The sequence below is a fragment of the Vibrio sp. J383 genome, assembly GCF_023503985.1.
Classification (GTDB): Bacteria; Pseudomonadota; Gammaproteobacteria; order Enterobacterales; family Vibrionaceae; genus Vibrio; species Vibrio splendidus.
In genome coordinates this window covers 2,016,956-2,039,117 of sequence record NZ_CP097293.1, presented here as the reverse complement: position 1 = coordinate 2,039,117, position 22,162 = coordinate 2,016,956, and the positions used below count along the sequence as shown (strand labels likewise).

Here is a 22,162-nt window from a genome sequence, read left to right as displayed (position 1 = left end):
ATAAGTGAGAGGAAAGTCCTCCGCGAAGCGGCTTAGTTCAACAGCTATTAGACCGAAAAATTCTGCATTTAAATACAGAATCATTCTATCTAGTTTCATATGCACCGCAATTTACCATGATTAATCGCAGTATTTCAGTGACTTAAAACATAGATAGACTCATTGAATGACAAAGTGCAGAATATTTCCATATAGTATGAATTTCGCAAAAACCCGCACTACTGGATATAAAAACAGCACCTCTACACATACCCCAAAAACAGAAAAGCCTGCCATCTATGCGAACATAAATGGCAGGCTTTATACGTTAGTTAAGCTTGTGAGTGGCTAGCTTACGCCGCTTCGAATGCGAGAGCTTTCTTCTCTACTTGGCGGAAGATCAGCGTTAGTATGCCGTTTACTGCTAAGTAGAATGCGCCAGCAATGCCGAACACGGTGAGCGTGTCGTAGGTTTGGCCGTTGATACGCTGAGCGTAGCCCATCAAATCCATAATGGTGATGGTGTTTGCCAGTGACGTACCTTTGAAAACTAGAATCACTTCGTTCGAGTAAGCTGGAACGGCGCGGCGTAGAGCGTATGGCAGTAACACTTTCAGCGTTGCGATTTTGTCCATGCCAAGTGCGCGACATGCTTCCCACTGCCCTGCTGGAATGGCGTTGAATGCGCCTCTGAACAGTAGCGTGCTGTATGCGGCGGTGTTCAATGCTAATGCTAACATTGCACAGAACCAAGGTTGGCTTAACCAAGTCCATAGGAAGCTTTCACGAATCCAATCGAATTGGCCCGGGCCGTAATACACCAAGAAGATTTGCACCAATAATGGTGTGCCGGTGAACAGCGTGATGATGCCACGTGTTAACCAGTGAATTGCCGGTATTCTTAGGATTAGCGTTACCGTCATCATCAGTGACAAGATACAACCAACCAGCAATGAAGCGCCTGTAAGTTGCAGACTGGTCGCTAAGCCTTCAAGCATTTGAGAGAGGTATTGTTGATTCATGCCATTGCCCCTTTGTTACCCAAACCTTGAATAGAGAACTTACCATCAATCACTTTTACCAATCTTTGGGTGATTAAAGTGATGACCAAGTAGATTGCTGCTGCTGTCGCGTACCAAGTAAATGCTTCGTGCGTTGCCGCTGATGTTAATTGTGCTTGTTTCAGCAAATCCGTTACGCCAATCAGTGATACTAATGCGGTGTCTTTTAGTAACACTAACCATTGGTTGGTTAACCCTGGTAGCGCGTGTCTTACCGCTTGAGGTAATACGATACGAAAGAATGAACGTGATTGAGAGATACCAAGCGCGCTTGCTGCTTCTCTCTGCCCTTTGCTTACTGCTTTCAAAGCACCACGGATGGTTTGTGACGCGTAAGAAGCAAAGATAAGTGACAGTGCAACAACACCAGATAAGAACGGGCTCACTTCTATGAAGTCGCCAGTGATCATGAACAGAACTTGTGTCGAACCAAAGTAGATAAACAGTACGACCAGAATTTCTGGTAAACCACGAACAATCGTCACAAATGCAGTCGTTGGCCATTTGATTGCAATACGACGAGACATCTCACCACTTGCAAACAAAACTGCTAGAACCAATCCAACCAATAGACTTACGAATGCAAGCTGAACAGTCACCCAGCTTGCTTCGACGAGCCCTAAAGAGTAACCCGTTAATTCCATAAATTACTTACCGAAGTACTTGTTGAAGATCTTGTCGTATTCGCCGTTCGCTTTCACTGCAGCAAGTGCAACGTTAAGCTGGTCTACAAGTTCTTGGTTGCTCTTGTTTACTGCGATGCCAAAGCCGTTACCGAAGTACTCTTGGTTTGTTACTTGGTCGCCAACGTACGTTAGGTTGTCTTCTTTCTTGAACCATTCTGCTACAACGGCTGTGTCACCGAATACAGAATCGATACGACCGTTTTTCATGTCGATAAATGCATCTTGGTAGCTTGAGTAAGGTACCGCTGTTACGCCAGTCATTTGCTCAAGTAGGAAGCTCTGGTGAGTAGAACCGTTTTGAACACCAACACGCTTACCTTCTAGTGCTGCTTGGTCTGCGACTTTGCCTTCGAAAGAGATGAATGCTGCAGAGTTGTCGTAATATGCGTTAGAGAAGTTCACCTGTTTAAGACGTGTTTCAGTAATGTCCATTGCTGAGATAGCTGCATCGTAACGTTTGAATTTAAGTGCAGGGATCAAGCTATCGAATGCTTGGTTGTGGAAAGTACACGTTGCTTTCAGCTCTTCACAAAGTGCGTTTGCTAAGTCTACGTCAAAACCCTGAATTTGGTTGTTCTCATCCATGTATTCGAATGGTGCGTAAGTTGCTTCCATTGCGAATTTGATTTCTTCTTGCGCCGCTGCGTTGAAAGAAGCAAGGCCGATAAGTGAAGCTAGTAGAATCTTTTTCATGTTGTTACTCCGAATACTGTTTGATAGCGGCCTGTGGCCATTCTTATAATTTGATTGTTTTAATTGATGTTGTGTTTAGCTAAATCTAGTGAGTCAACTTTCTTTTAATACGTGACTTACTTAATGAGTCAAATATTCAGCAAACTCAGGTGTCTGCGGATTAACGAATGAATCACTGGTGCCGTGTTCAACGATGTACCCTTTCTCTAGGTACAGAACGTGGCTAGCAATCTTCTTCGCGAAGTCGACTTCGTGCGTCACGACCACTTGGGTAATGCCCGTTCCGCTCAATTCTTTAATAATGCTCACGACTTGGTTGGTGATCTCAGGATCAAGCGCCGCTGTTGGCTCATCAAACAACAACACATCCGGTTTCATCATCAGCGCACGTGCAATCGCAACACGCTGTTGTTGACCGCCAGACAGTTGAAGTGGCCAAGCGTCAGCTTTATCTTCAAGTTGAAGTGTCTTTAGTACTTCTTGAGCTTGCTTAATCGCCTCTTGCTTATCCAAACCCGCAACTTTCGTTGGTGCTTCAATCAAGTTTTCCATCACCGTCATGTGTGGCCATAAGTTGTATTGCTGGAACACCATGCCGACTTTACGACGAAGTTTAAGCCCTTGCTTCTCTTGGATCTGACCAGCAAAGTCGAATTGCTCGTTAGCAATGTCTAATTCGCCGTTATCCGCGATTTCTAGCAGGTTCAAAACACGCAGTAGTGAACTCTTGCCAGCGCCGCTTGGGCCAAGCAATACCAAGGTTTCGCCACTCTCACAGTCGAAACTGATGTCGTGAAGAACTTGGGTATCACCGTATGATTTGTTGATGCTCTTTACTTGAATACTCATGCCACAATACTGCATTAATTGTCATTTGTTGGTTATTCTATTCAATCCGAGGTTTTATGCAAGAAAAATGTATAAAAAACTACTTTGTTGAATTTTTGTAACAAATATTGTGCAAAAAACAGTCGCTATAACTGGTCTTACAACTAAAATTTGCAAGCTATTGATAAGGTTAGTATCGAGATAAAAAGCAAACGTTTTTCTATCAATTTATAAATCATCGCACGGTTGCTTGTTTATGTGTGCACTCTCCTATCAACACTAATTTACTTGCATAAAAATTAGGGTTAAATAGCTTAGTTTCCTATCCAACTGACTGGATCAAGATGCTTAGTTTTCCTTTAAGGTCGTTTCGAATTATTCACTTAGTGTTGATGAAATATTGGAAATTGAGTTTCCTGGGGAGCGTCACAGCGCAATAAATGCTTTAATGGGTTCTATTCTCAACAATAATTACTTCCCAGCGAACAACGCGCAGTACAGGCCATAAGTCATAAGCCATAAGCAATAAGTAATAAGTAACAAGCCATCTATTTTTAAAGCGACAACACATTAAGGCAGTCATATGCAAAACGATGTCTCTTCTACGCTCGACTCAACTCAGCAATCGACTCAGCGCTCTACTCAAAAAGCGCCAGACCCCAAACCTGAGAAGAAAAGCCTCAGTATTTTGTTTGAGCTGAGTAAATTCATTCAGCCTTATAAAGGTCGTGTTATTGCTGCGTTGATCGCGTTGATCTTCACAGCGAGCTTAACCCTTTCAGTCGGACACGGTATTCGCCTTCTTATCGACCAAGGTTTTAGCCAACAATCACTCTCAGATTTAGGCAGTGCGATTCAATTCATCATGGTCGTGGTCGTATTAATCTCGATTGGTACTTTCTTCCGCTTCTATTTGGTTTCTTCTGTTGGGGAACGTGTGAGTGCGGACATTCGCTTGTCGGTTTTCAATCATGTCGTGACGCTGCACCCGAGTTACTTTGAAACCAATGGCAGTGGCGACATCATGTCGCGAATCACCACGGATACCACTCTGCTTCAAAGCATCATTGGTTCATCGTTCTCTATGGCGATGCGCAGCGCGTTGATGTGTATTGGTGCAATCATCATGCTGTTTGCGACCAATATTAAGCTGACGTTGATTGTATTGGCCTCGGTGCCATTTATCTTGATTCCGATCCTTGTCTATGGGCGCCGTGTAAGAGCCCTATCTCGCCAAAGCCAAGATTCGATGTCTGATGTCGGTTCTTACGCAGGTGAGGCAATTGAGCACATTAAAACGGTGCAAAGCTACAGCCGAGAAGCGCAAGAGAAAGCGTCATTCGCGGTAGAAGTGGAAAAAGCTTATGAGATTGGTCGCCAGCGTGTAAAACAGCGTGCGATTCTTATCTCTGGCGTGATTGTTATCGTGTTCAGCGCAATATCAGGGATGCTGTGGGTTGGTGGCAGTGATGTCATCAACGGCACCATGTCGGCAGGTGATTTAGCGGCGTTTGTGTTCTACGCAATCATGGTAGCTTCGTCATTAGGTACCATTTCTGAAGTGATGGGTGAACTGCAACGTGCGGCAGGTGCGACCGAGCGATTAATCGAAATCCTACAAGTTGAAAGCCATATTGTTGCGCCAGTAGCGAAACCAACACCGCTTGATAAGCTAACACCAGAAGTCGCTTTTGATGATGTGACCTTCTGTTACCCATCAAGACCGGATCAACCCGCAACAAGTAACCTCACGCTCACTGCGCATGAAGGCAAAGTGTTGGCATTGGTTGGCCCGTCAGGCGCGGGGAAAACTACTTTGTTTGAACTGTTGCAACGTTTCTACGACCCGCAAGTGGGTAAAGTAACCTTAGGCGGTGTTGAACTGAATCAGTTTGATCCTAACGAGCTAAGAAAGCAGATGGCATTGGTGCCGCAGCAACCTGCTCTGTTCAGTAACGATGTGTTCCACAACATTCGCTACGGAAACCCGAAAGCAACGGACGAGCAAGTTATCGAAGCGGCTAAAAAAGCACATGCACATGAGTTCATCCAAAACCTACCTGAAGGCTATCACAGCTTTCTTGGTGAACGCGGTGTTAGGCTTTCTGGTGGCCAGAGACAGCGTATTGCGATTGCTCGTGCCATCCTAAAAGATCCAAACATTCTATTGTTGGACGAAGCAACCAGCGCACTAGACAGCGAAAGTGAGCATCACGTTCAACAAGCTTTAGAAGAGTTAATGCGTGGTAGAACGACGATCATTATCGCCCATCGATTATCAACAATTAAACACGCCGACCAGATTGCAGTGCTCGATAAAGGACAGTTGGTAGACATCGGCGACCACCAGTCTCTCATCAATAGCTGCGAATTGTACCAACGCTTAGTTGAACTGCAATTCAAACACCTTAGTGCGTAATCATTGAGTGGATGTGCGTAAGTCGTTTGTTTAGTGAGGCACTAGTCAATAAGTAACGGAAAGTTAAGTCACTGACATTGTGTGGTTTCAAGCTTCAAAAACTTAAATCACACGTGTTGCAGTTTTGTTAATTTAGCGGTAGGGTTTTTATTCCAATAACAACTTATCCCGATGAAGGATAAGCAGATAACATTAACTACACAGATAACAATAAGAGAGTTCGCATGGAAGCACTATTATCTGACTACCCGGTAGTAACAGAAATCCCTGTCGCTTGGGGAGAAATGGACGCACTCAATCACGTTAACAACGCCGTATATTTTCGCTATTTCGAAACCGCTCGCTTAGATTTCTTTAAGCACGTTGAGCTGATGGAAGAGATGGCGATTACCAAAGTTGGCCCTGTTCTTGGTGACACTTACTGTAAGTATTTCCGCCCAGTCACGTATCCAGATACCTTGATGATTGGCTCTCGTGTTACTGATATTCAAGATGATCGATTCACCATGGAATACGCGATTGTCAGTAAGACTCAGCAAAAACTGACGACCATTGGCACCGCGACTATCGTGATGTTTGATTTTGCTTCAAACCAAAAAGCCCTGCTCTCGCTGCGCTTAACCAACGAAATTGAAAAGATGAACACGTTGAAAAGCCCATGCTTCAAACAAGAAACCGTGACGGAATAAACGTTACACGCCAACTAAATTCCGATCTCGTTTATGCTTCTTAAGAGACCTAAACATAAAGAGGCCACTCAATTGAGTGGCCTCTTTTTTTCTATTTATTGGTTCGTATTACTTTAAACCTTGAGGTCTATAAACCTAGAAGCTTGCAGACCTTGCAGACCTTGCAGACTGCAAATCTTGAACCCTATAAACCTTGTACGTATTGAGCGTTAGTACGAACTTCAACCATTTGCTCTAGGTTCTGTTGTGACCCATCAACGCCGTTAATCAAACCTTGGAAATGCTTGATTAGCTCAGCCTTGTCTTGTACTTCTTTCGAACCAGCGCCGATGTTGGTCAGGTCAATGAAGAACTCGTCGAACAGACCTGAGAAATCCGTTACAGCGTCATGGTTTAAGAACTGCTCGTGGTTGTAAATGCTTGGGTAGCCACCCTTCTGTTTATCAACCGCGAAAGAGATGCCTTTCACGTTGGTAATTGTGGTCGCTTTCTCACACTTCAACATACAACCGGCTTCAATGCTTGGCTTGTTACAACCCACGGTTCTTTGGAAGAAACACTGGCGGCTGGTCATCATCAAGATTGGGTGGTAGATGCTGTAGAACAGTTTGAAGTTCTCTGGGCGGCGAATATGACGAATCTGACCTTTGTTGATCTCGTTCGAAATGAAAGCACCAGCACAGTTCAGCTCTTCTTTCAGCGTAACCAGTGCGTGAGAGTTTGTGGTGTTCATGAACGGGCCTGCAACCCACTCAATACCCATCTCGTAAGCTTTGTAAGCAATACCCGTGTTGTTGGTTACGATACGAGCTGGCTTGATCTCTTCAAGAATACGAACCGCTTCGTCGTAATCTTTACCGATCAATACTGCCGGGAACCAAGGAATTAAGCTAGGGTTTGCCGCCAAGATATCGATGTACTTGTTACAACGCTTCTTGAAGCTTTCAGGCAATTTGAAGTAAACGTCAGCGTCCGTTACATCACACAAGTGTAAATCTTCAACGTCTGCGATCAACATAGATAATGTTGGCGTTTCATTCACTTTAGGATGCTTAGGCAATGCAGGTACTTCAACGTGCTTAATGACTTTTACAGAACCGTTAAGAATGAAGTCGATTTCGTCTTTTAAGACAGAAACTTCTTTTAGAGGAAGAATAAGGCCAGCATCTAGATTGTCGTAATTGTAGCTTTCTAGCGTATGCACCGCACTCTTCACTGACTTGAAACGTTTTTCTAGTAACTCTTGAGTAATCGATGTTTCAGCCGCAGTTTCTAACAGAGACTTAGACTGAACTTCAAAGCTTTCTTTGTCTGATGTTACCGTCACAGTCAAGGCTTGGCCTAATTTCGCATTGAACGAAAGTGACACTGCTGTTTTACGAATATCAAGGAACTCAATCTTGTCACGCATTTCACTACCAAGCGCATTCTTAGCTTCGTAGAGATCGCTGGTCACTTCTTGAATCTGCACAACAGAGATTTCATTGTTCTCTTTGGTCGCTTTATCAACGGCATAGTTCATGCTGTTGTCACGCGGGTTATCGATGAACATGTCTTTCGTTAGGTTGCCCTTAAGGAAAGAGTTGGTGAAATCACGGTTGAATACTTTGTGCAGGTTCGAATCGTCTTCGATCAACAAACCACTTTCCACAAAGCTATCAATCTGTTTACGCCATGTATCTACTACTGTGTAAACGTAGTGCGCGCCTTTAATACGGCCTTCTACTTTTAACGAGTCAACTTTAGCATCAACCAATTCAGGTAAGTCGTAATACGCCGAGTTATCTTTTAAGTTCAATGGGAACTTGTTACCCGCGTCTGTGATTTCGTATTCATCGCGACACGCCTGGCTACAACGGCCACGGTTACCAGAGTTACCCACACTTACAGAACTTGAGTAACATTGGCCTGAGAATGCGATACACAAAGCACCATGCACAAACACTTCGGTCAGTACGTCGTGATCGTGTGCGACTTCCGTCAGCATTTTGATTTCAGGTAGGTTCAATTCACGAGATAAGTTAACGCGTGTTGCGCCAATCTTAGACAAGAATTTAATCTGGCCTTCGTTATGTGTGGTCAGCTGCGTAGACGCGTGTACATCAAGTGATGGAAAATGTTTTTTCACCAAATCGAACAAACCAAGGTCTTGAACGATAATCCCGTCTAGTTTGGTGTTCACCAGTTGGTTTAGCAGTTTAGTAATGCTCTTAATCTCATGCTCCAGCAGCACAACGTTAAGAGTCAGAAACACTTCACAGCCATATTCATGAGCAAGGCGAATCACACCATTCAATTCATCTAACGACAGGTTAGAGGCTCTGTTACGAGCGTTGAAGGTGTCTAAACCACAATAAACCGCATTAGCTCCTGCTACGATGGCTGCTTTAATTGCCTCAACATCGCCACCAGGGGCTAATAACTCAATCTTTCTGCTCATTTTTGAAGTCGCTCACTTACTTATAATTTTTAAGCCGCGTATTCTACCTACATCACGATCTCTTTACCACCTAACAACACTTTTCAAACTAAATGACCTCAATAATGCCAAACGAATCCGATTTACCGATCCTTTATTCTTTAAGACGCTGCCCTTACGCGATGCGCGGGAGAATGGGGATCGCCTTGTCCCAGCAAAAAGTGTTACTTAGAGAAATCGTGACCAAAGATAAGCCTAGCGAACTATTGGCCAGTTCGCCAAAAGGTACCGTCCCGGTATTGGTTTTGCCACAAGGGACAATCATAGAGCAAAGCATCGATGTGATGAATTGGGCGTTGGAGCAAAACGATCCTCAAGATCTTCTACGTTCGCGCAATCCCACCTTAAGTGAGTTGATCCACCAGCTTATTAAAACCAACGACAATGAGTTTATTGGTCACTTAGAGAAATACCGCGCTTCAGTACGTTATCGAAACGATGATAGTGAACAACGCAGGCACAACTGCGAAGATTTTATATCTGAACTCGAAAGTAAACTGACCCTTCATCCCTACCTGTTCGGCGACACACCAAGCCTAGCCGATTTTGCAGTGATGCCATTCGTCAGCCAATTTGTGCGTGTAGAAAAGAAGTGGTTTGTGCAATCTGAATACCAAAGCGTAGGACGTTGGTTAAGAGCGCACCTAGAAAGTAAGCTCTATTCCCAAGTAATGAAACAATACCCTTTGTGGAATGAAACCAAGCAAGATTGTCTTTTTGGGTAGTGCTAAACCGTTCTGTATGAGCGTAATGAGCTCTGAATTGTTACGAAAATCGTGACACTGAATTACAGGCAGCGCCATTGATGGCCTATCTAATATCAACGAAAATAGCATTTCACTCAACAACACGTCAGTTTGAAATGCACTATGTCGAAAACCAAAAGTAACGTATTAGACAAACCAGAGTATTGGTTGAAAGGGTTAACGCAAATATCATTGCTAGTGGCCTTCTCACTCAACCTTTCTGGTTGTAGTGCTAAAAATAAAACAACCAACACAAGTCAGTTAGACGAACCACCGAACCAATCCTACACCGCTGAAAATTTCCATAAGCAAGACGACAAAGTCACCTTAATTCTCTCTTTTTCTGGAGGTGGTACACGTGCTGCCGCGCTTTCTTATGGCGTATTGCAGGCATTGCGCGATACAAATATGGAAATCGATGGCGAAAGTATCAATCTATTAGAAGAAGTAGACATGATCAGCTCCGTGTCGGGAGGGAGTTTTACCGCCGCCTATTACGGCTTATATGGCGACAAGATATTTGAAGATTACGAAGAGGCGTTTCTTTATCACGAAGTCTCTAAAGACCTACTCTCTATCGTGTTGTCTCCTACCTATTGGTTCTCATACGCGACAAGAACCGACAAAGCGACAGACTATTACGAGGCCAACATCTTTGGTGATAGTACATTCGCTGATATTCGACGTGATGGCGCACCATACATCGTGATTAACGCTACTGATATCTCAACAGGTTCTCGCTTTTCATTTACACAAGAATACTTTGATCTCATTTGCTCAGACTTAAACAGTTATTCAGTTTCGAGTTCAGTGACTGCATCTTCTGCCGTCCCTTTTGTATTCACCCCTGTTGTACTTGAGAACAAAAAAGATTGTGACAAAACAGAGCACTTGCAGCCTTCATTTGATACGACAAGCTACCGCAACCGAAATCTGATCAAATCGCTGAAGTCATATAGCAATAAAGACGACGTTAATTATCTCCACCTGGTTGATGGCGGGATTACAGATAACCTCGGTTTGTTGTCAGTCTACGAGATATTTGAATACTTGCGCTACAACGACAAAGAACAGCTAAAAAGTTTACATGGAAATCAAAACGCTCGCCCTATTGTCATCATTTCGGTTGATGCTGCAACAATGCCAGAATCCGGAATTGGTCGCTCTCTTGAAGCACCAAGCATGAAACAGACGGTAGACGTCATCACAGACATTCAACTGCACCGTTATAATGATACGACCAAAGATCTCATCGTTGACGAGTTGGAATCTTGGTCAGAATTTGCCTCTTATCAAGATCACGAGGTTACCCCTTACTTCATTGAAGTCAGCTTGAACAAAACCAATAACAGCGCTAAGCGCTACCTACTCAATCAAATCCCGACAGACTTCATGATAGACAAAGAAAACGTCGACATACTCATTGAGGAGGGAAACAAACAACTTATCTCAGATACTGAATTTCAAACATTCTTATCTTTTGGTAACCAAAAATAATGCTAACCTAGTTGCTTATTAAATGACGTATCGACAGTCATAACACACGTCAGAATTTTACTTATACAGGCTTATTATGGAATTTGAAAACAACGTCTTACACCTAGGGTCATTCTTTGCGGTGACCATGGGTATTGTGGTTCTATTCATCGGTCGAAGGCTTAACCAGGTCATTGGCTTTTTAAAAGAGTTTAGTATTCCAGAACCCGTATCTGGTGGGATCTTAGCTTCGTTGTTGTTTGCTTCGCTTTATGCAACAACATCCATTGAAGTTCAGTTTGACCTATTGGCTCGCGACGTTTTATTGGTTTATTTCTTTACGACAATCGGCATCAATTCAAGCTTGAAAGACCTGTTCAAAGGTGGAAAACCGTTAGTCATTCTGCTCGCGATCACCATCTTCTTTATGATCATGCAAAACATCGTCGGTATTTCTGTCGCGTCTATGTTTGGTTTAGAGCCTGTTTTTGGTCTACTCAGCGGAAGTATTTCACTGATTGGCGGACATGGCACCGCGATTGCTTGGGCACCTAAGGTTGCAGAAGAGTTCGGCCTAGAAAGTGCAATGGAAATTGGTATCGCCAGTGCAACATTCGGGCTTATTTTAGCCAGCCTTATGGGCGGTCCTATTGCGAAGTTTCTCATCAAGCGCCACAACCTCAAACCTACTGATGAACAATCAGGTTCAATCGATTCAAAGGCCAAAAAGCAACAACAAGCCCTCACATCATTTCAATTTTTAGACGCCGTGTTAGCGATCCATATTTGTGTCATTGTCGGCGCGTTGCTTAATGAATTGATCAGTCAGACAGGATTACAGCTTCCACTGTTCGTATCGTGTTTGTTTGCGGGTATCGTGATCACCAACGTAATGCCTGACTCCTACCCAAGAATCTCGGGCGCAAAATGGCCGACACGCTCGCCCGCTATCGACTTAATTGCTGAAATCTCCCTGGGTACATTTTTGGCGATGTCATTAATGAGCATGCAGCTTTGGACGCTCATTGACTTGGCGGGTCCCATCTTCGCGATATTGGCAATGCAGCTGCTACTGGCCGTGATAATCAATATCTTCATCGTGTTCCCATCAATGGGTAAGACCTATGATGCGGCTGTTGTATGTGCTGGGTTCGGAGGGATTTCGTTAGGTTCAACACCGACAGCCATGGCGAACATGTCGGCAGTAAGTCAGAAATATGGGCATTCAGCGCAAGCCTTCATCATCGTGCCATTGGTATGCGCGTTCTTCATTGATTTAGCGAACGCCCTGATCATTCCTTACTTCATGAGAATGATGTAGCTGACCTTTGTTAATACGATATTCCACAATTTGTTAAAGCGGTGTACCGCAATTTATTTAGACGGTGTACCCCAATTCATTAAAGCGGTGTACCCCAATAAAAAGAGCCGCTCGTACAGAGCGGCTCTTTTGCTAATGACTCAATTTGACTATCACTAACTACAACCCAAAGCTTATTGAATCGCTATCGAAACCTCGACTTCAGTTTCACCTTTGTAGAATTCAAAATCTGTCGTGTAAGTTCGAACATGTGGGCAATCTGCAGCGTTGAAATACGCCCACACTTCACCCCATAGGTCGATCACTGCTTGAGGGAGTTCACCTTCAGCAGAAAACGTTAAGTATTTGCCTGCTTGTATTTCGGTTTCGACAAGCGCATCTAAATTGTTATCGGTGAGTGCGCTAGTACAAGCGATGACATCAAATTCACCCGTAAAGTCAGACTCGTAATTGGTGTAGACACCATACACTTTTGAATCCGGCGTTAATTTTGGAAACGCTTGGTCAAAAAAGCCCTGCCACAATTGCCCTATCTTGGCTTTGGCTGGGTCAATCTCATCGGTATTAGTGGTTCTTACTGAAAAACCATACGCCTTTACGGCTTCAATCGTTTCTACTTTCATTCGTTTTATTCCTAAGCCAATTGACGATCTAACTGTATTGAATCCAATGTTTTGTAAAATAACACGACTAATCTTGTATCTCTTTATGGCCACACTTTTCACAGACAAGGTGACGAGAAAACTCATCCATTGACGCGATAAACGGGCCAAGGAACCAACCTTTTATCATGCCTGCCCAAAACTCGCTTCGCTTTTGGTTAGGTTTGTCTGCAAACGCACTCGTCTTTCTGACCAACACAACAACATGTTGTGTGTCTTCTCTGCACGCGGTGCAATAGCATTGTTCTATGGTGTTATTCATTTGAAAGCCTATGACGTTTTGAATGAAATCTGCTGAAAATGAGGATTGTCGACACAGACTTCTAGTGTGGAAAGATCAGTGAGTACGACAAGTTGTTCTACACCTTGAATACTGACCTTAATGCACTCTTCACGGCTATCATTGCGTTGAGTATCTAATCCGACACATTCAATCTGCTCGCCAGACTTCAGCGTTAATTTGATTGGGTATCGGTGCATACACACAATCTCAATATAATCGTAATCGTTGCAACTAATCATAATACCCCTCCAATTCATCCACCACGCTAATGCGACACGCCATACTATGCAATATGCATATAATCAATCATTTACCTACATCACATTGATGTTCGTCCGCAACTAAACTTGTTTCTAATCCTATTTCTAAACTTGCTTCTAAACCTACTTCTAAACTTAGCTTAATCCCGCTTTACCCATTCACGTTTCTTCTACTCACGCCTGCTTATTCTTTCATTGTTAAATAATAATCGAGAACAAAACAATGAAAACCATGAACCATTTACACGTGTTAGCTTTTTTAGGTTTAGTCGCTTCAATGATGACGTTTAATGCGAGTGCCGCCTCAGAAATCGATGCGAGGCACTTTGCCAATGGTAAAGCCAAATACACGCAGCTTTGTCGGGTGTGTCATGGCGACAAAGGACACGGTGATGGCCCCACTGCCGCTTCATTGCCACACAAGCCCGCCAATATCGCTAATAAACTAGGCGGCTTTTTTACCAGTCCAAGTTCTTTGGCAGATGACATTTTAGAAGGTAACGTAGAACAAGGTATGCCAACGTGGAAAGGGACAATTACCAAGCAAGATGCTCTGGATATTCTGACGTACGTAGAAACTATCCAATAGTAAACGCTGTTCCATTCGCCTTTTGAACAGATATATCGGTTAATACTCCTCGTTCTATTGCGCTATCTATTTGATTGATTACACTCAATTTAATGGATAGTGAATAATACGGAATGTTATGACCTTTAAACCTTTAGCACTAAGTAGCCTTATACTTGTTTCTACGGCGACACACGCCGTCAGCTTTATCGATGAAATTGATGGCCAACTCGATATGGGAGAATACCTCGCAGAAAATGCCTACGGTTTTCTTCCTGTTCCAATTCTAATTACTGAGCCTGCGGTAGGATACGGTGGCGGCTTCACTGGTATCTTCATGCACGAATCTGAAGAGCAAAAAAACACACGTAAAGAACTCGCTGAAAAATCACTCGATGGTGGCGCGCAGCTTCTCACCCCTGCAATCACTGCGATTGGCGGCTTTGCGACAGAGAATGGCACTTGGATGGCGTTTGTTGGTCACAAGCGCAGTTGGAATGAGGACTCTATACGCTACCTTGGTGGATTAGGTTATGGCGATATCAACATGACCTTTTATAGACAAAGCTCTCCGAACGCCTTGTCTCCACTCGATCCAAACGAAGGTGTTGAGCTAGGACTCAAAGGCATGGGCGGGATACAGAAACTCCAATTTAGAGTACCCGACTCCCAATGGTTACTGGGGTTTTCTCAACAGTTCTTCGCACCAACACTCTCACTTAATAATCATCCTAAAGCGCAAGAAATCTTAAACAACATTGGCAACACGTCACCGACCTCTTCCGGTTTGGGTCTAATCGCTGAATACGACAGCAAGAACAGCTTCTTGAATCCGACGCAAGGATACAACTATGTCGCGGAATACCTTTGGTTTGGTGATGCCATTGGCAGTGATTACACCTATCAAACGTTTAACTTGGAAGGGCTGAATTATTGGGAGTTAAACAAGGAGTGGAACTTAGCGTTGCGAGGACAGTACAAGTCATTGTCGACCAATGAACGCGTGCTTTCTCCTCAATATTACCCAGACATTGAACTCAGAGGTATCGCCCGCAATCGATATCAAGGTGAACACACGGTCGCGGCAGAAGTTCAAATAAGCAAACAATGGACACCACGTTGGTCAACCGCAGTGTTTACGGGAATTGGCTATGCGGGTGACAGCGATAAAGACATGTTTGATCAAAGCTCTCACGCTGCTTATGGCGTCGGTTTCCGTTACCTTATTGCAAGGCGCTATGGTTTGATTTCAGGGATTGATATTGCGTTCAGTGAAGAAGATACCGCCCTCTACTTCCAAGTCGGTGCTGGTATCTAGCTCACGTGCGTTTATTTAGGCGCACTTGTAATTTCAGCGAGCCTGAATTTAAGATTGCGCGAACGCTTTCCAATATTGGTACAAACCGTCGATATCTGAAGAACACATCAATGGCATCGCGCCTTTGATTTGTTCTTCGTTCCACTCCCACCATTTCATTTCTAACAACTGAGCAATTTCAGTTTCATTGAAACGATAGCGGATGTGACGCGCAGGGTTTGAACCAACAATCGAGTATGGTGCGACGTCTTTCGTCACAACCGCTCGACTTGCGATGATTGCTCCGTCACCGACCTTAACACCACTCATGATCATGGCTTCTGTGCCAATCCACACATCGTTACCAATCACGGTATCACCAGAGCGTTCGAAGCCGTCTATCGCATCTTCAAATTTCTCGTCGTCTTGATAGAAGAACGGGAAGGTACTCACCCACTGATTTTGGTGGCCTTGGTTGCCCGCCATCATGAAGACTGCGCCAGAACCAATCGAACAATAGCTACCGATGATCAGCTTATCGATGTCGGTTCTATCCGGTAATAGGTAACGCGCACAGTCATCAAAACTGTGGTTATGGTAGTAACCCGAGTAATAGCTGTGCTCGCCCACGATGATGTTTGGGTTGGTCACTTGTTCTTTGAGTGACTTTCCGACAAACGGACTTTCAAAATAGTTTTTCATGTTTGTACTCTTAGTTTCGTTCTTTTAGTTAGGTACTTTTGTTGCGTGTTTATGGTTTTAACTGGTTTATCTTAGTGTAAAGGCCAACGTGCCCTATCGCCCGCCCGCAATATCAATAAATGAGCCGGTTACATAAGAAGCTTCGTCTGACAGTAACCACGCGATAGAGTTAGCGACTTCTTCTGGCGTGCCACCTCGTTGTAATGGTAACTGCGAAGCTAGTCTGTCTACGCGATCAGGCTCTCCGCCGTCTGCGTGCATCTCAGTGTAGATACAACCTGGCCTTACACCATTAACTCGGATATTACGCGCAGCCAATTCAAGCGATAAGCCTTTGGTCAGTGAATCCATCGCACCTTTGGATGCTGCGTAATCCACATACTCAAACGGTGCACCGGTGCGAGAAGCGGCAGACGATACATTCACAATCGAACCCGCGCCATCAGCTTGTTTGATAAAGGCTTTACTGCACAGAAAGCAGCTTGATACGTTGGATTTCATCACCTTTTCAAAGCGATCCAATTCAATATCAACCAATGGTGACTGGGTAAACAAGATCCCGGCATTATTGACCAAGTGAGTCACTGGACCTAGCTTATTACGTGCAATCTCGAATAAGGATTTCACGTCCGATTCAATAGACACATCCGCACGCACGCTTATCGCGGTTCCGCCTTGTTCGCGAATCTCGTTCACTAAATCTTCAGCTCGCGACTCATTGTGTATGAAGTTGACGCATACAGCATAGCCTTTACTGGCCAACAATTTAGACGTCGCTGCGCCAATACCTCGGCTTCCGCCCGTTACAATCACTACCTTGCTCAATGAAACCTCCTAATACCACTTGTTTGTTAAAACCTGATTTTTCGATGAAACCTGATCGTTCGATATAACCTGATTATTCGATACGACCTGGGTTTTCGTTACAAACTGATCGTATCGATACAAACTAATTTTTCGATACAACCTGAACCCACTGCGATCGCCACGCCGGCGCTTCGAACGGGTCTGGCCAAAACTCAGTTTGCTTTTGAATTAAACCATCAACAACCGTGTGAAAGGTAATCACTCGGTCTTTCAATACACTGTCAGTAACCGAAACGTTCGTCACTACGGAATCTCCCTCACAGACAATCGAATTGAGGGTGAATTCCCAAACACCATTGGCTGGGTATTCAGAGTTGATTGCCGTAAAGTTATCGCGGCCTACCGTCAATTCAGACGACTGAGGCCAATAGCCTTCAAAATCTTCCGTTAACCATTCACTCGCCTTTGCAAAGTCATTGGTTCTCATTGCGTCCCAAAAACCTAATACCACGTCTTTTGATGTCATTACTCTTCCTTAAATTCATTCAGGTGTAGTGATTTTTATACGTACTTGCCGATGATCGTTAAAAGATCATCGACATGGTTGGCAATATAATCGGGCTTGGTTTGCCAGTTTTCAGGCTCAGATCGGCTATAACCGGCGGCCACGGCAATCACTTTTGCGTTCTTACCCAATGCTGCTTCAATATTGCGAGCAAACTGTGTGTCCGCTTCATGGTCACCGATGTACATCAAACAAAGCTCGTTAGACTGATCGGCGCCAAATATGTTCTCAACACATTTCACGCCACCAAACGGGTGTGGCTTTTGGTGGCCGTTCGAGACATCGTCATAGCCCACTACCGATTTAAACAAATCGCCAATGCCATAACTGTCGAGTACACCACGAATATTCAATTGTGAGTTTTGAGAACAGATCCCATGAGGAAGATGAGCAAACTGACTTACCACAGTGTTCATCCCGTCAAACAAGGCGACAGCAGTTTGGTTTTTCTCTTGATGCTCTGCCCACATTCCACCGGCGATCAACATTTCGTCATGTGATAGGCCGTAATAATCGACATATAAAGCTTGCCAGTTTTTAGCACCGTGGTTGGCTTCGTGATAAAGCGTTTCGCTCTGCAGATATTTAGGTAAGTTCTCACCTGATAAGCGTGGCGCGACCACAGAGATAATATCTTTAGTAATTGCGATATTCTTTGGAACTGAATTAACTAAGGTTCCATCGTAATCCCACAGGATGGCATCTAACTTCATGGGGTATCTCGTTGTTTAAATTGACGATTTCAATTTATCACTTGAGGCCCTGTTAAGGGAAATCTTATTGTCTTGAGTTTCAAAATTAGTCTAATTAGAACAAAGCAATAAAACAAATAATTGCTGGCAAACAAAAACCAACAATCTTTACTCACATCACTGCTTTATCAATTGGAATATATGCGTATAATCCCCCGCTCTATAACGCTACCTAGCATAGGAATAGCGTCATCCCAAATTTTGTGAGTACCCAATGTCGAAACTATTTTTCAAAGGCCGTATCGAAACAAGACAGAACCACGTTCTTGCTGGCTACAATGTAAACCGCGATGTTAAAGTGGGTACTGAAGAGTCACCAGTTGCGGTAATGGTTCAAACTGAAGCTCGTAAAGCAGAAGTTGAAGCAATCGCGGCCGAGCATTCAATCTTTGTTACTGTATCTGTTGATGCAACTAAAGAAGAAAACACGCTTGAGTTCGACACGTTGCTAAATAAGCCAAAAACAATGACGTTCGAAAAGACACCTAACCGTAACGACCCATGTTCTTGCGGTAGCGGTAAGAAATACAAGAAGTGTTGTGCATAAGGCTTCTCACTCAAACTGCCAATAGCACGATGAGTTAAGTAATACCTAACGGGAAGATCATTGAGGTCTTCCCGTTTTTATTTGTCCAAGCCAAACTCAGTCTAGATTGTCTGGTGTTCGCAAATTGGTTCCACACTTTATACATTTATAATCACCGGTTCCGCCGCTTGAAGCTAATGACGATAAAATCATTCCCAGCAACCCTGGCTTCTTTACATCTTGTGGCGCTTTTTCGGCTTGGTTACTGAACATAGTGTACTTATGCAGTGTAAGTTCCTTACAGTTACAGCAGAACGCTCTCGTCTTCTCACTTCCATACATAATATCTATAGCCTTAACTTAAAGCACAAATTCAACACATGGCAAATATGCCACATGTTGAATTAAATCTAAATATTTTCATGAAGTTATGAGCAAATTAAAGCGTTTCAAAGAAAGGTAAGCTCTCACCTGTTAAGTGACGTGTTGGCGGACAAAGTTATTCAATTCACTCACGCTTCTGATGATGTGAACCTCTTTCTCTTTTGCGCGTAATTCTAACCGTAGTCTAAAGTCGTCATTCCAAAACTTAGGGCACAGTTTTAGTGTCTTGTAACTTTGTATCGTGCCTTTTATCACTGAGCTTCCATCAGGCCAGCCTTCAGGTATAACGAACAACCCTTTGAGCATTCGCTTGGTAACAAACCAGTAGCTAATTGGATAAGGAAGGTCGATATAAACCAAAGTATCTGCGGCTTCTAAACGTGTGTTGAATGAGCCTAGAGGGCCAAAACCATCGATGATCCAGCTTTCAGAATTGATTATGTTGTCGTGTGCTAGGTCGAACACTTCACGCTCAACAAACTCTCCGTTGGCCTTATAAACAATAGAGTCCAACTGGTGAAGCTCTATGCCTGTAGCTAGTGCTAACGCTTTGCTGATTGTGGACTTTCCACTCCCAGGCTTGCCAAAAACCGCGACCTTTTTCATATGACTTCCTCTATTCAGATAAAACCCATAAGACAGCGACAAAAAACCCACCTTACGGGTGGGTTCGATAAACAAAGCGCATCAACAATCCCACCATTCCTATGGAATGATGATAATTCGTTGGTTAGATGACGCTAAATTCAGTTTCATAACACTACTTTTATATATTGTTGCTTAGTTGTCAATGCAGCCAAACGTTGATTGGGAAGCTATATCATCGTCAAGTCGCACCCATTAATGGTCTAAATGAGTGCTTATTAGCTCGGTTATTCAGCTTTCGCCACTGTTGCTTCTGAAAGCTTGCTTAGTACACCCGATATCTTCTTAACCACTTCATCACAGCCATTGATTGCGTGACGCTCTACCAAGTAATTAGGATCGTTGTAAGATAGCCATACTTCTTTATTAGAATCCTCAGTGACTAATACCTTCTGCGGTAAATCTATCGCGACATCTTGAGCGCATTGCATTAATGGTGTCCCTACTTTTGGGTTACCAAAGATGATGACTTCCGTTGGTCTCAATTCAAGATCGACCTTACTCGCATTTTTCTGATGGTCGATTCTCGCAAACAAGGTCAAACCTTTGCTTTTGGCGATTTCTTCAAAGCGGTCAGCGGTCTCTTTCACTGAGTAATTACTTTGGTATTTAATCAAACCATCCGAAGCCGCAGCTGAAAATGATGCCGAGAGTAAAATGGCGCATAGTGGTAGTAATTTTTTCATCGTCACCTCTGAGATTTAGCCTAGTCAAACTTATATTTATAGCGCCACCTCTAAAATCAGCGACGTAACCCATGTCAGTATAGACGCGTTTCCATTCTCAGTTTGCAGAGAGGATCACTTTTCTAATGCGTCTTATTATCATCAGTTTAGACTAACTCGACGCTAACCATTGGCTTTGAAGCTTGAATGTGTGGTCATCAAAATCAATAGTACCTTGCACACCTAGTGGAGTGACTAGCATGGGATGAGTGTGGCAACTGTCGAAACCATACAGGATCGGGACATTTTTACCGTTCAGCACTTCAATAAGTACATCGAGTGGTGTTCGCCCTGTCCCTTTGTCATCAAACAGTTCATGTTTGCCGAGTACAATAGCGCCTACTCTATCGAACACTCCGCAAGCCAATAAGTGCGCGAATGAGCGCTCGACGGCTTCGATGCCTTTTAGTGAATCTTCAATAAGCAGAATATCGCCTGACTTAATTTCTGGCATGTATTCGCTGCCCCAAATCCCCGCCATGGTACTCAGATTGCCACCAATCACGCGACCGCTTACTTGACCACTTCCCATGAAGCGCCATTCATTAACGTAAACTGGCTTTGCAGAGTTTTGAGTTTCCCAGTCGTGTTTAATGTCCGTCCAACTCGCAGGCATCGTGTACTGATGTTGGCTTGAATCCGAACATAAGATGTCAGAAAACGATTGGAAGGTTTCGTCGACTAATGGCGGGAACTCACCAAATGACGCAACAAGTGCCGGGCCATAGAAAGTCACCAATCCAGTTTTGGCGTAGATGCCTAACAGTAATGCGGTGGCATCTGAATAGCCGATAATAATCTTGGGGTCATTTCTTAAAGCGTCATAATCGATGTATGGCAACAGTGAGTTGCTGTTGTTACCACCAATGGTCGACATAATGCAGCGTACGTCAGGATCTCGAATAAGCTGATTGAGTTCTTCGGCTCGCGCTTGAATGGAACCAGAACGATACCCTTCTGATTCTCCAGTTAACGAACCTTCAACTAGAATGAAGCCCTGCTTTTCCAAATAACGTTTAGCACGAGCAAATCGATTAGGTGCAAAGACAGTTGCGGGCGATGACGGTGAGAAAAATCCGATTTTGTCACCGATATTTAAAGCTTTTGGGTATAACACTCGTTTGTCCTCCATAACAAAATAGGAATAATACACCTGATTGAAACTCACGAATTATTTAAGCAAACTGGTTCTTTAAGCGAGTTGATTTTGAGGATTAGAGCTCGAAAATTAGGGTTGAATCAAATTGTCATACTCTATTAATGCCACGACTTAGTCCCGCATTTTTCACACTGGTATTCGTAATCACTGTCGACATAAAAACCGGGAACATTATGGTCACCTCTAAACAACAACGTCATCAGGTACTCCACCAACACGCCTAATTTCCATTGTTTCTTTTCAGATTCAGCGTCCGCTTTAGATTGAGCATCGGAAGCGTTAACAGCAAGGTGCGGGGTAAGTGCGTTGCACTGCTCACAGTGATAAGGGTGTTTAATATACTTATTATTAAGCATTTATATAAGCCAACTAACATTTATAAAGTTGATGCATACTAACAACTTATCACTCGGTTCTCGAACTTATTGTTGTCCATTAGAGTTTTATTAG

25 protein-coding genes are annotated in these 22,162 nt (G+C 43.6%); 8 read left to right on the top strand and 17 right to left on the bottom strand.

Features of this window, described 5'->3' with window-relative positions; all coding sequences use genetic code 11:
- Positions 1-332: 332 nt before the first annotated feature.
- From artM to artP, 4 genes are all read right to left on the bottom strand, one after another.
- Positions 333-1,001, bottom strand: a complete 669-nt coding sequence (gene artM, locus M4S28_RS09300) for an arginine ABC transporter permease ArtM (protein WP_249631670.1) — start codon at positions 999-1,001, stop codon at positions 333-335.
- A complete protein-coding gene (gene artQ, locus M4S28_RS09295) occupies positions 998-1,684 on the bottom strand; it encodes an arginine ABC transporter permease ArtQ (RefSeq protein ID WP_249631669.1) in 687 nt (228 codons plus the stop codon). Before artQ ends, artM begins: the two co-directional genes overlap by 4 nt.
- 3 nt (positions 1,685-1,687) lie before the next feature.
- Positions 1,688-2,419, bottom strand: a complete 732-nt coding sequence (locus M4S28_RS09290; protein ID WP_249631668.1) for a lysine/arginine/ornithine ABC transporter substrate-binding protein — start codon at positions 2,417-2,419, stop codon at positions 1,688-1,690.
- Between the two features lie 120 nt (positions 2,420-2,539).
- Positions 2,540-3,268, bottom strand: coding sequence for an arginine ABC transporter ATP-binding protein ArtP (artP, locus tag M4S28_RS09285; RefSeq protein WP_102339720.1), 729 nt, complete (start codon positions 3,266-3,268; stop codon positions 2,540-2,542).
- Between the two features lie 562 nt (positions 3,269-3,830).
- Between artP and M4S28_RS09280 the strand changes: the two genes are divergently transcribed.
- Both M4S28_RS09280 and M4S28_RS09275 read left to right on the top strand, forming a co-directional pair.
- Positions 3,831-5,666, top strand: coding sequence for an ABC transporter ATP-binding protein/permease (locus M4S28_RS09280; RefSeq protein ID WP_249631667.1), 1,836 nt, complete (start codon positions 3,831-3,833; stop codon positions 5,664-5,666).
- Between the two features lie 224 nt (positions 5,667-5,890).
- Positions 5,891-6,355, top strand: a complete 465-nt coding sequence (locus tag M4S28_RS09275) for an acyl-CoA thioesterase (RefSeq protein ID WP_048658683.1) — start codon at positions 5,891-5,893, stop codon at positions 6,353-6,355.
- A 184-nt stretch (positions 6,356-6,539) separates the two neighbouring features.
- Here M4S28_RS09275 and M4S28_RS09270 read toward each other — a convergent pair whose 3' ends face one another.
- Entirely contained in the window at positions 6,540-8,795 is a 2,256-nt protein-coding gene (locus tag M4S28_RS09270) for a peptidase U32 family protein (protein ID WP_249631666.1), read from the bottom strand.
- A 104-nt stretch (positions 8,796-8,899) separates the two neighbouring features.
- Here M4S28_RS09270 and M4S28_RS09265 point away from each other — a divergent pair, with 104 nt between their 5' ends.
- The 3 genes from M4S28_RS09265 to gltS all read left to right on the top strand — a co-directional run bounded on the left by M4S28_RS09265 (position 8,900) and on the right by gltS (position 12,377).
- On the top strand, positions 8,900-9,559 hold the full coding sequence (locus tag M4S28_RS09265; RefSeq protein WP_249631665.1) for a glutathione S-transferase: 660 nt from the start codon (positions 8,900-8,902) through the stop codon (positions 9,557-9,559).
- Between the two features lie 144 nt (positions 9,560-9,703).
- The gene (locus tag M4S28_RS09260) at positions 9,704-11,077 is read left to right on the top strand and encodes a patatin-like phospholipase family protein (protein ID WP_102465719.1); all 1,374 of its coding nucleotides are present in this window, start codon (positions 9,704-9,706) and stop codon (positions 11,075-11,077) included.
- A gap of 76 nt (positions 11,078-11,153) precedes the next feature.
- A complete protein-coding gene (gene gltS, locus M4S28_RS09255; protein ID WP_249631664.1) occupies positions 11,154-12,377 on the top strand; it encodes a sodium/glutamate symporter in 1,224 nt (407 codons plus the stop codon).
- Between the two features lie 173 nt (positions 12,378-12,550).
- On the opposite strand, the gene M4S28_RS09250 is transcribed toward gltS, so the two are convergent.
- The 3 genes from M4S28_RS09250 to M4S28_RS09240 all read right to left on the bottom strand — a co-directional run bounded on the left by M4S28_RS09250 (position 12,551) and on the right by M4S28_RS09240 (position 13,561).
- Positions 12,551-13,000 (bottom strand): GyrI-like domain-containing protein, encoded by a 450-nt coding sequence (locus tag M4S28_RS09250; protein ID WP_249631663.1) that lies wholly within the window; start codon positions 12,998-13,000, stop codon positions 12,551-12,553.
- A gap of 67 nt (positions 13,001-13,067) precedes the next feature.
- The gene (locus M4S28_RS09245; RefSeq protein ID WP_004733848.1) at positions 13,068-13,301 is read right to left on the bottom strand and encodes a hypothetical protein; all 234 of its coding nucleotides are present in this window, start codon (positions 13,299-13,301) and stop codon (positions 13,068-13,070) included.
- 8 nt (positions 13,302-13,309) lie between these two features.
- On the bottom strand, positions 13,310-13,561 hold the full coding sequence (locus tag M4S28_RS09240; RefSeq protein WP_004733849.1) for a Rho-binding antiterminator: 252 nt from the start codon (positions 13,559-13,561) through the stop codon (positions 13,310-13,312).
- Positions 13,562-13,805: 244 nt separating this feature from the next.
- On the opposite strand from M4S28_RS09240, the gene M4S28_RS09235 reads away from it, so the two are divergent.
- A complete protein-coding gene (locus tag M4S28_RS09235; protein WP_108101454.1) occupies positions 13,806-14,171 on the top strand; it encodes a c-type cytochrome in 366 nt (121 codons plus the stop codon).
- A gap of 118 nt (positions 14,172-14,289) precedes the next feature.
- Positions 14,290-15,468, top strand: coding sequence for a BamA/TamA family outer membrane protein (locus M4S28_RS09230; protein ID WP_249631662.1), 1,179 nt, complete (start codon positions 14,290-14,292; stop codon positions 15,466-15,468).
- 48 nt (positions 15,469-15,516) lie between these two features.
- Here the strand turns inward: M4S28_RS09230 and catB are convergent, their stop codons facing one another.
- The 4 genes from catB to M4S28_RS09210 form a co-directional block, all read right to left on the bottom strand.
- On the bottom strand, positions 15,517-16,149 hold the full coding sequence (catB, locus tag M4S28_RS09225) for a type B chloramphenicol O-acetyltransferase (RefSeq protein WP_249631661.1): 633 nt from the start codon (positions 16,147-16,149) through the stop codon (positions 15,517-15,519).
- A gap of 93 nt (positions 16,150-16,242) precedes the next feature.
- A complete protein-coding gene (locus M4S28_RS09220) occupies positions 16,243-16,974 on the bottom strand; it encodes a glucose 1-dehydrogenase (RefSeq protein ID WP_249631660.1) in 732 nt (243 codons plus the stop codon).
- 124 nt (positions 16,975-17,098) lie between these two features.
- Positions 17,099-17,482 (bottom strand): nuclear transport factor 2 family protein, encoded by a 384-nt coding sequence (locus M4S28_RS09215; protein ID WP_249631659.1) that lies wholly within the window; start codon positions 17,480-17,482, stop codon positions 17,099-17,101.
- A 35-nt stretch (positions 17,483-17,517) separates the two neighbouring features.
- A complete protein-coding gene (locus tag M4S28_RS09210; RefSeq protein WP_249631658.1) occupies positions 17,518-18,234 on the bottom strand; it encodes an HAD family hydrolase in 717 nt (238 codons plus the stop codon).
- A gap of 253 nt (positions 18,235-18,487) precedes the next feature.
- Between M4S28_RS09210 and M4S28_RS09205 the strand changes: the two genes are divergently transcribed.
- Positions 18,488-18,820 (top strand): PBPRA1643 family SWIM/SEC-C metal-binding motif protein, encoded by a 333-nt coding sequence (locus M4S28_RS09205; RefSeq protein ID WP_004733856.1) that lies wholly within the window; start codon positions 18,488-18,490, stop codon positions 18,818-18,820.
- A 96-nt stretch (positions 18,821-18,916) separates the two neighbouring features.
- Here M4S28_RS09205 and M4S28_RS09200 read toward each other — a convergent pair whose 3' ends face one another.
- The 5 genes from M4S28_RS09200 to M4S28_RS09180 form a co-directional block, all read right to left on the bottom strand.
- A complete protein-coding gene (locus tag M4S28_RS09200; protein ID WP_032555842.1) occupies positions 18,917-19,141 on the bottom strand; it encodes a hypothetical protein in 225 nt (74 codons plus the stop codon).
- A gap of 132 nt (positions 19,142-19,273) precedes the next feature.
- On the bottom strand, positions 19,274-19,789 hold the full coding sequence (locus M4S28_RS09195) for a P-loop NTPase family protein (protein ID WP_249631657.1): 516 nt from the start codon (positions 19,787-19,789) through the stop codon (positions 19,274-19,276).
- A 266-nt stretch (positions 19,790-20,055) separates the two neighbouring features.
- Positions 20,056-20,514, bottom strand: coding sequence for a DUF302 domain-containing protein (locus tag M4S28_RS09190; RefSeq protein ID WP_029222242.1), 459 nt, complete (start codon positions 20,512-20,514; stop codon positions 20,056-20,058).
- A 151-nt stretch (positions 20,515-20,665) separates the two neighbouring features.
- Positions 20,666-21,670: a S66 family peptidase gene (locus tag M4S28_RS09185; RefSeq protein ID WP_249631656.1), complete on the bottom strand. Its 1,005-nt coding sequence runs from the start codon at positions 21,668-21,670 to the stop codon at positions 20,666-20,668.
- A gap of 140 nt (positions 21,671-21,810) precedes the next feature.
- On the bottom strand, positions 21,811-22,068 hold the full coding sequence (locus M4S28_RS09180) for a hypothetical protein (protein WP_249631655.1): 258 nt from the start codon (positions 22,066-22,068) through the stop codon (positions 21,811-21,813).
- Positions 22,069-22,162 lie beyond the last annotated feature (94 nt).

Excerpts from the sequence above, each read along its gene's own strand:
- M4S28_RS09205 (WP_004733856.1), top strand. The coding sequence starts at position 18,488 with ATGTCGAAACTATTTTTCAAAGGCCGTATCGAAACAAGACAGAACCAC.
- M4S28_RS09250 (WP_249631663.1), bottom strand. The coding sequence starts at position 13,000 with ATGAAAGTAGAAACGATTGAAGCCGTAAAGGCGTATGGTTTTTCAGTA.
- M4S28_RS09245 (WP_004733848.1), bottom strand. The coding sequence starts at position 13,301 with ATGAATAACACCATAGAACAATGCTATTGCACCGCGTGCAGAGAAGAC.
- M4S28_RS09275 (WP_048658683.1), top strand. The coding sequence starts at position 5,891 with ATGGAAGCACTATTATCTGACTACCCGGTAGTAACAGAAATCCCTGTC.
- M4S28_RS09190 (WP_029222242.1), bottom strand. The coding sequence starts at position 20,514 with ATGAAAAAATTACTACCACTATGCGCCATTTTACTCTCGGCATCATTT.
- catB (WP_249631661.1), bottom strand. The coding sequence starts at position 16,149 with ATGAAAAACTATTTTGAAAGTCCGTTTGTCGGAAAGTCACTCAAAGAA.
- artM (WP_249631670.1), bottom strand. The coding sequence starts at position 1,001 with ATGAATCAACAATACCTCTCTCAAATGCTTGAAGGCTTAGCGACCAGT.
- M4S28_RS09210 (WP_249631658.1), bottom strand. The coding sequence starts at position 18,234 with ATGAAGTTAGATGCCATCCTGTGGGATTACGATGGAACCTTAGTTAAT.
- M4S28_RS09180 (WP_249631655.1), bottom strand. The coding sequence starts at position 22,068 with ATGCTTAATAATAAGTATATTAAACACCCTTATCACTGTGAGCAGTGC.
- M4S28_RS09235 (WP_108101454.1), top strand. The coding sequence starts at position 13,806 with ATGAAAACCATGAACCATTTACACGTGTTAGCTTTTTTAGGTTTAGTC.
- gltS (WP_249631664.1), top strand. The coding sequence starts at position 11,154 with ATGGAATTTGAAAACAACGTCTTACACCTAGGGTCATTCTTTGCGGTG.
- artP (WP_102339720.1), bottom strand. The coding sequence starts at position 3,268 with ATGAGTATTCAAGTAAAGAGCATCAACAAATCATACGGTGATACCCAA.
- M4S28_RS09230 (WP_249631662.1), top strand. The coding sequence starts at position 14,290 with ATGACCTTTAAACCTTTAGCACTAAGTAGCCTTATACTTGTTTCTACG.
- M4S28_RS09215 (WP_249631659.1), bottom strand. The coding sequence starts at position 17,482 with ATGACATCAAAAGACGTGGTATTAGGTTTTTGGGACGCAATGAGAACC.
- M4S28_RS09195 (WP_249631657.1), bottom strand. The coding sequence starts at position 19,789 with ATGAAAAAGGTCGCGGTTTTTGGCAAGCCTGGGAGTGGAAAGTCCACA.
- M4S28_RS09260 (WP_102465719.1), top strand. The coding sequence starts at position 9,704 with ATGTCGAAAACCAAAAGTAACGTATTAGACAAACCAGAGTATTGGTTG.
- M4S28_RS09200 (WP_032555842.1), bottom strand. The coding sequence starts at position 19,141 with ATGTATGGAAGTGAGAAGACGAGAGCGTTCTGCTGTAACTGTAAGGAA.
- M4S28_RS09280 (WP_249631667.1), top strand. The coding sequence starts at position 3,831 with ATGCAAAACGATGTCTCTTCTACGCTCGACTCAACTCAGCAATCGACT.
- M4S28_RS09240 (WP_004733849.1), bottom strand. The coding sequence starts at position 13,561 with ATGATTAGTTGCAACGATTACGATTATATTGAGATTGTGTGTATGCAC.
- M4S28_RS09290 (WP_249631668.1), bottom strand. The coding sequence starts at position 2,419 with ATGAAAAAGATTCTACTAGCTTCACTTATCGGCCTTGCTTCTTTCAAC.
- M4S28_RS09270 (WP_249631666.1), bottom strand. The coding sequence starts at position 8,795 with ATGAGCAGAAAGATTGAGTTATTAGCCCCTGGTGGCGATGTTGAGGCA.
- artQ (WP_249631669.1), bottom strand. The coding sequence starts at position 1,684 with ATGGAATTAACGGGTTACTCTTTAGGGCTCGTCGAAGCAAGCTGGGTG.
- M4S28_RS09265 (WP_249631665.1), top strand. The coding sequence starts at position 8,900 with ATGCCAAACGAATCCGATTTACCGATCCTTTATTCTTTAAGACGCTGC.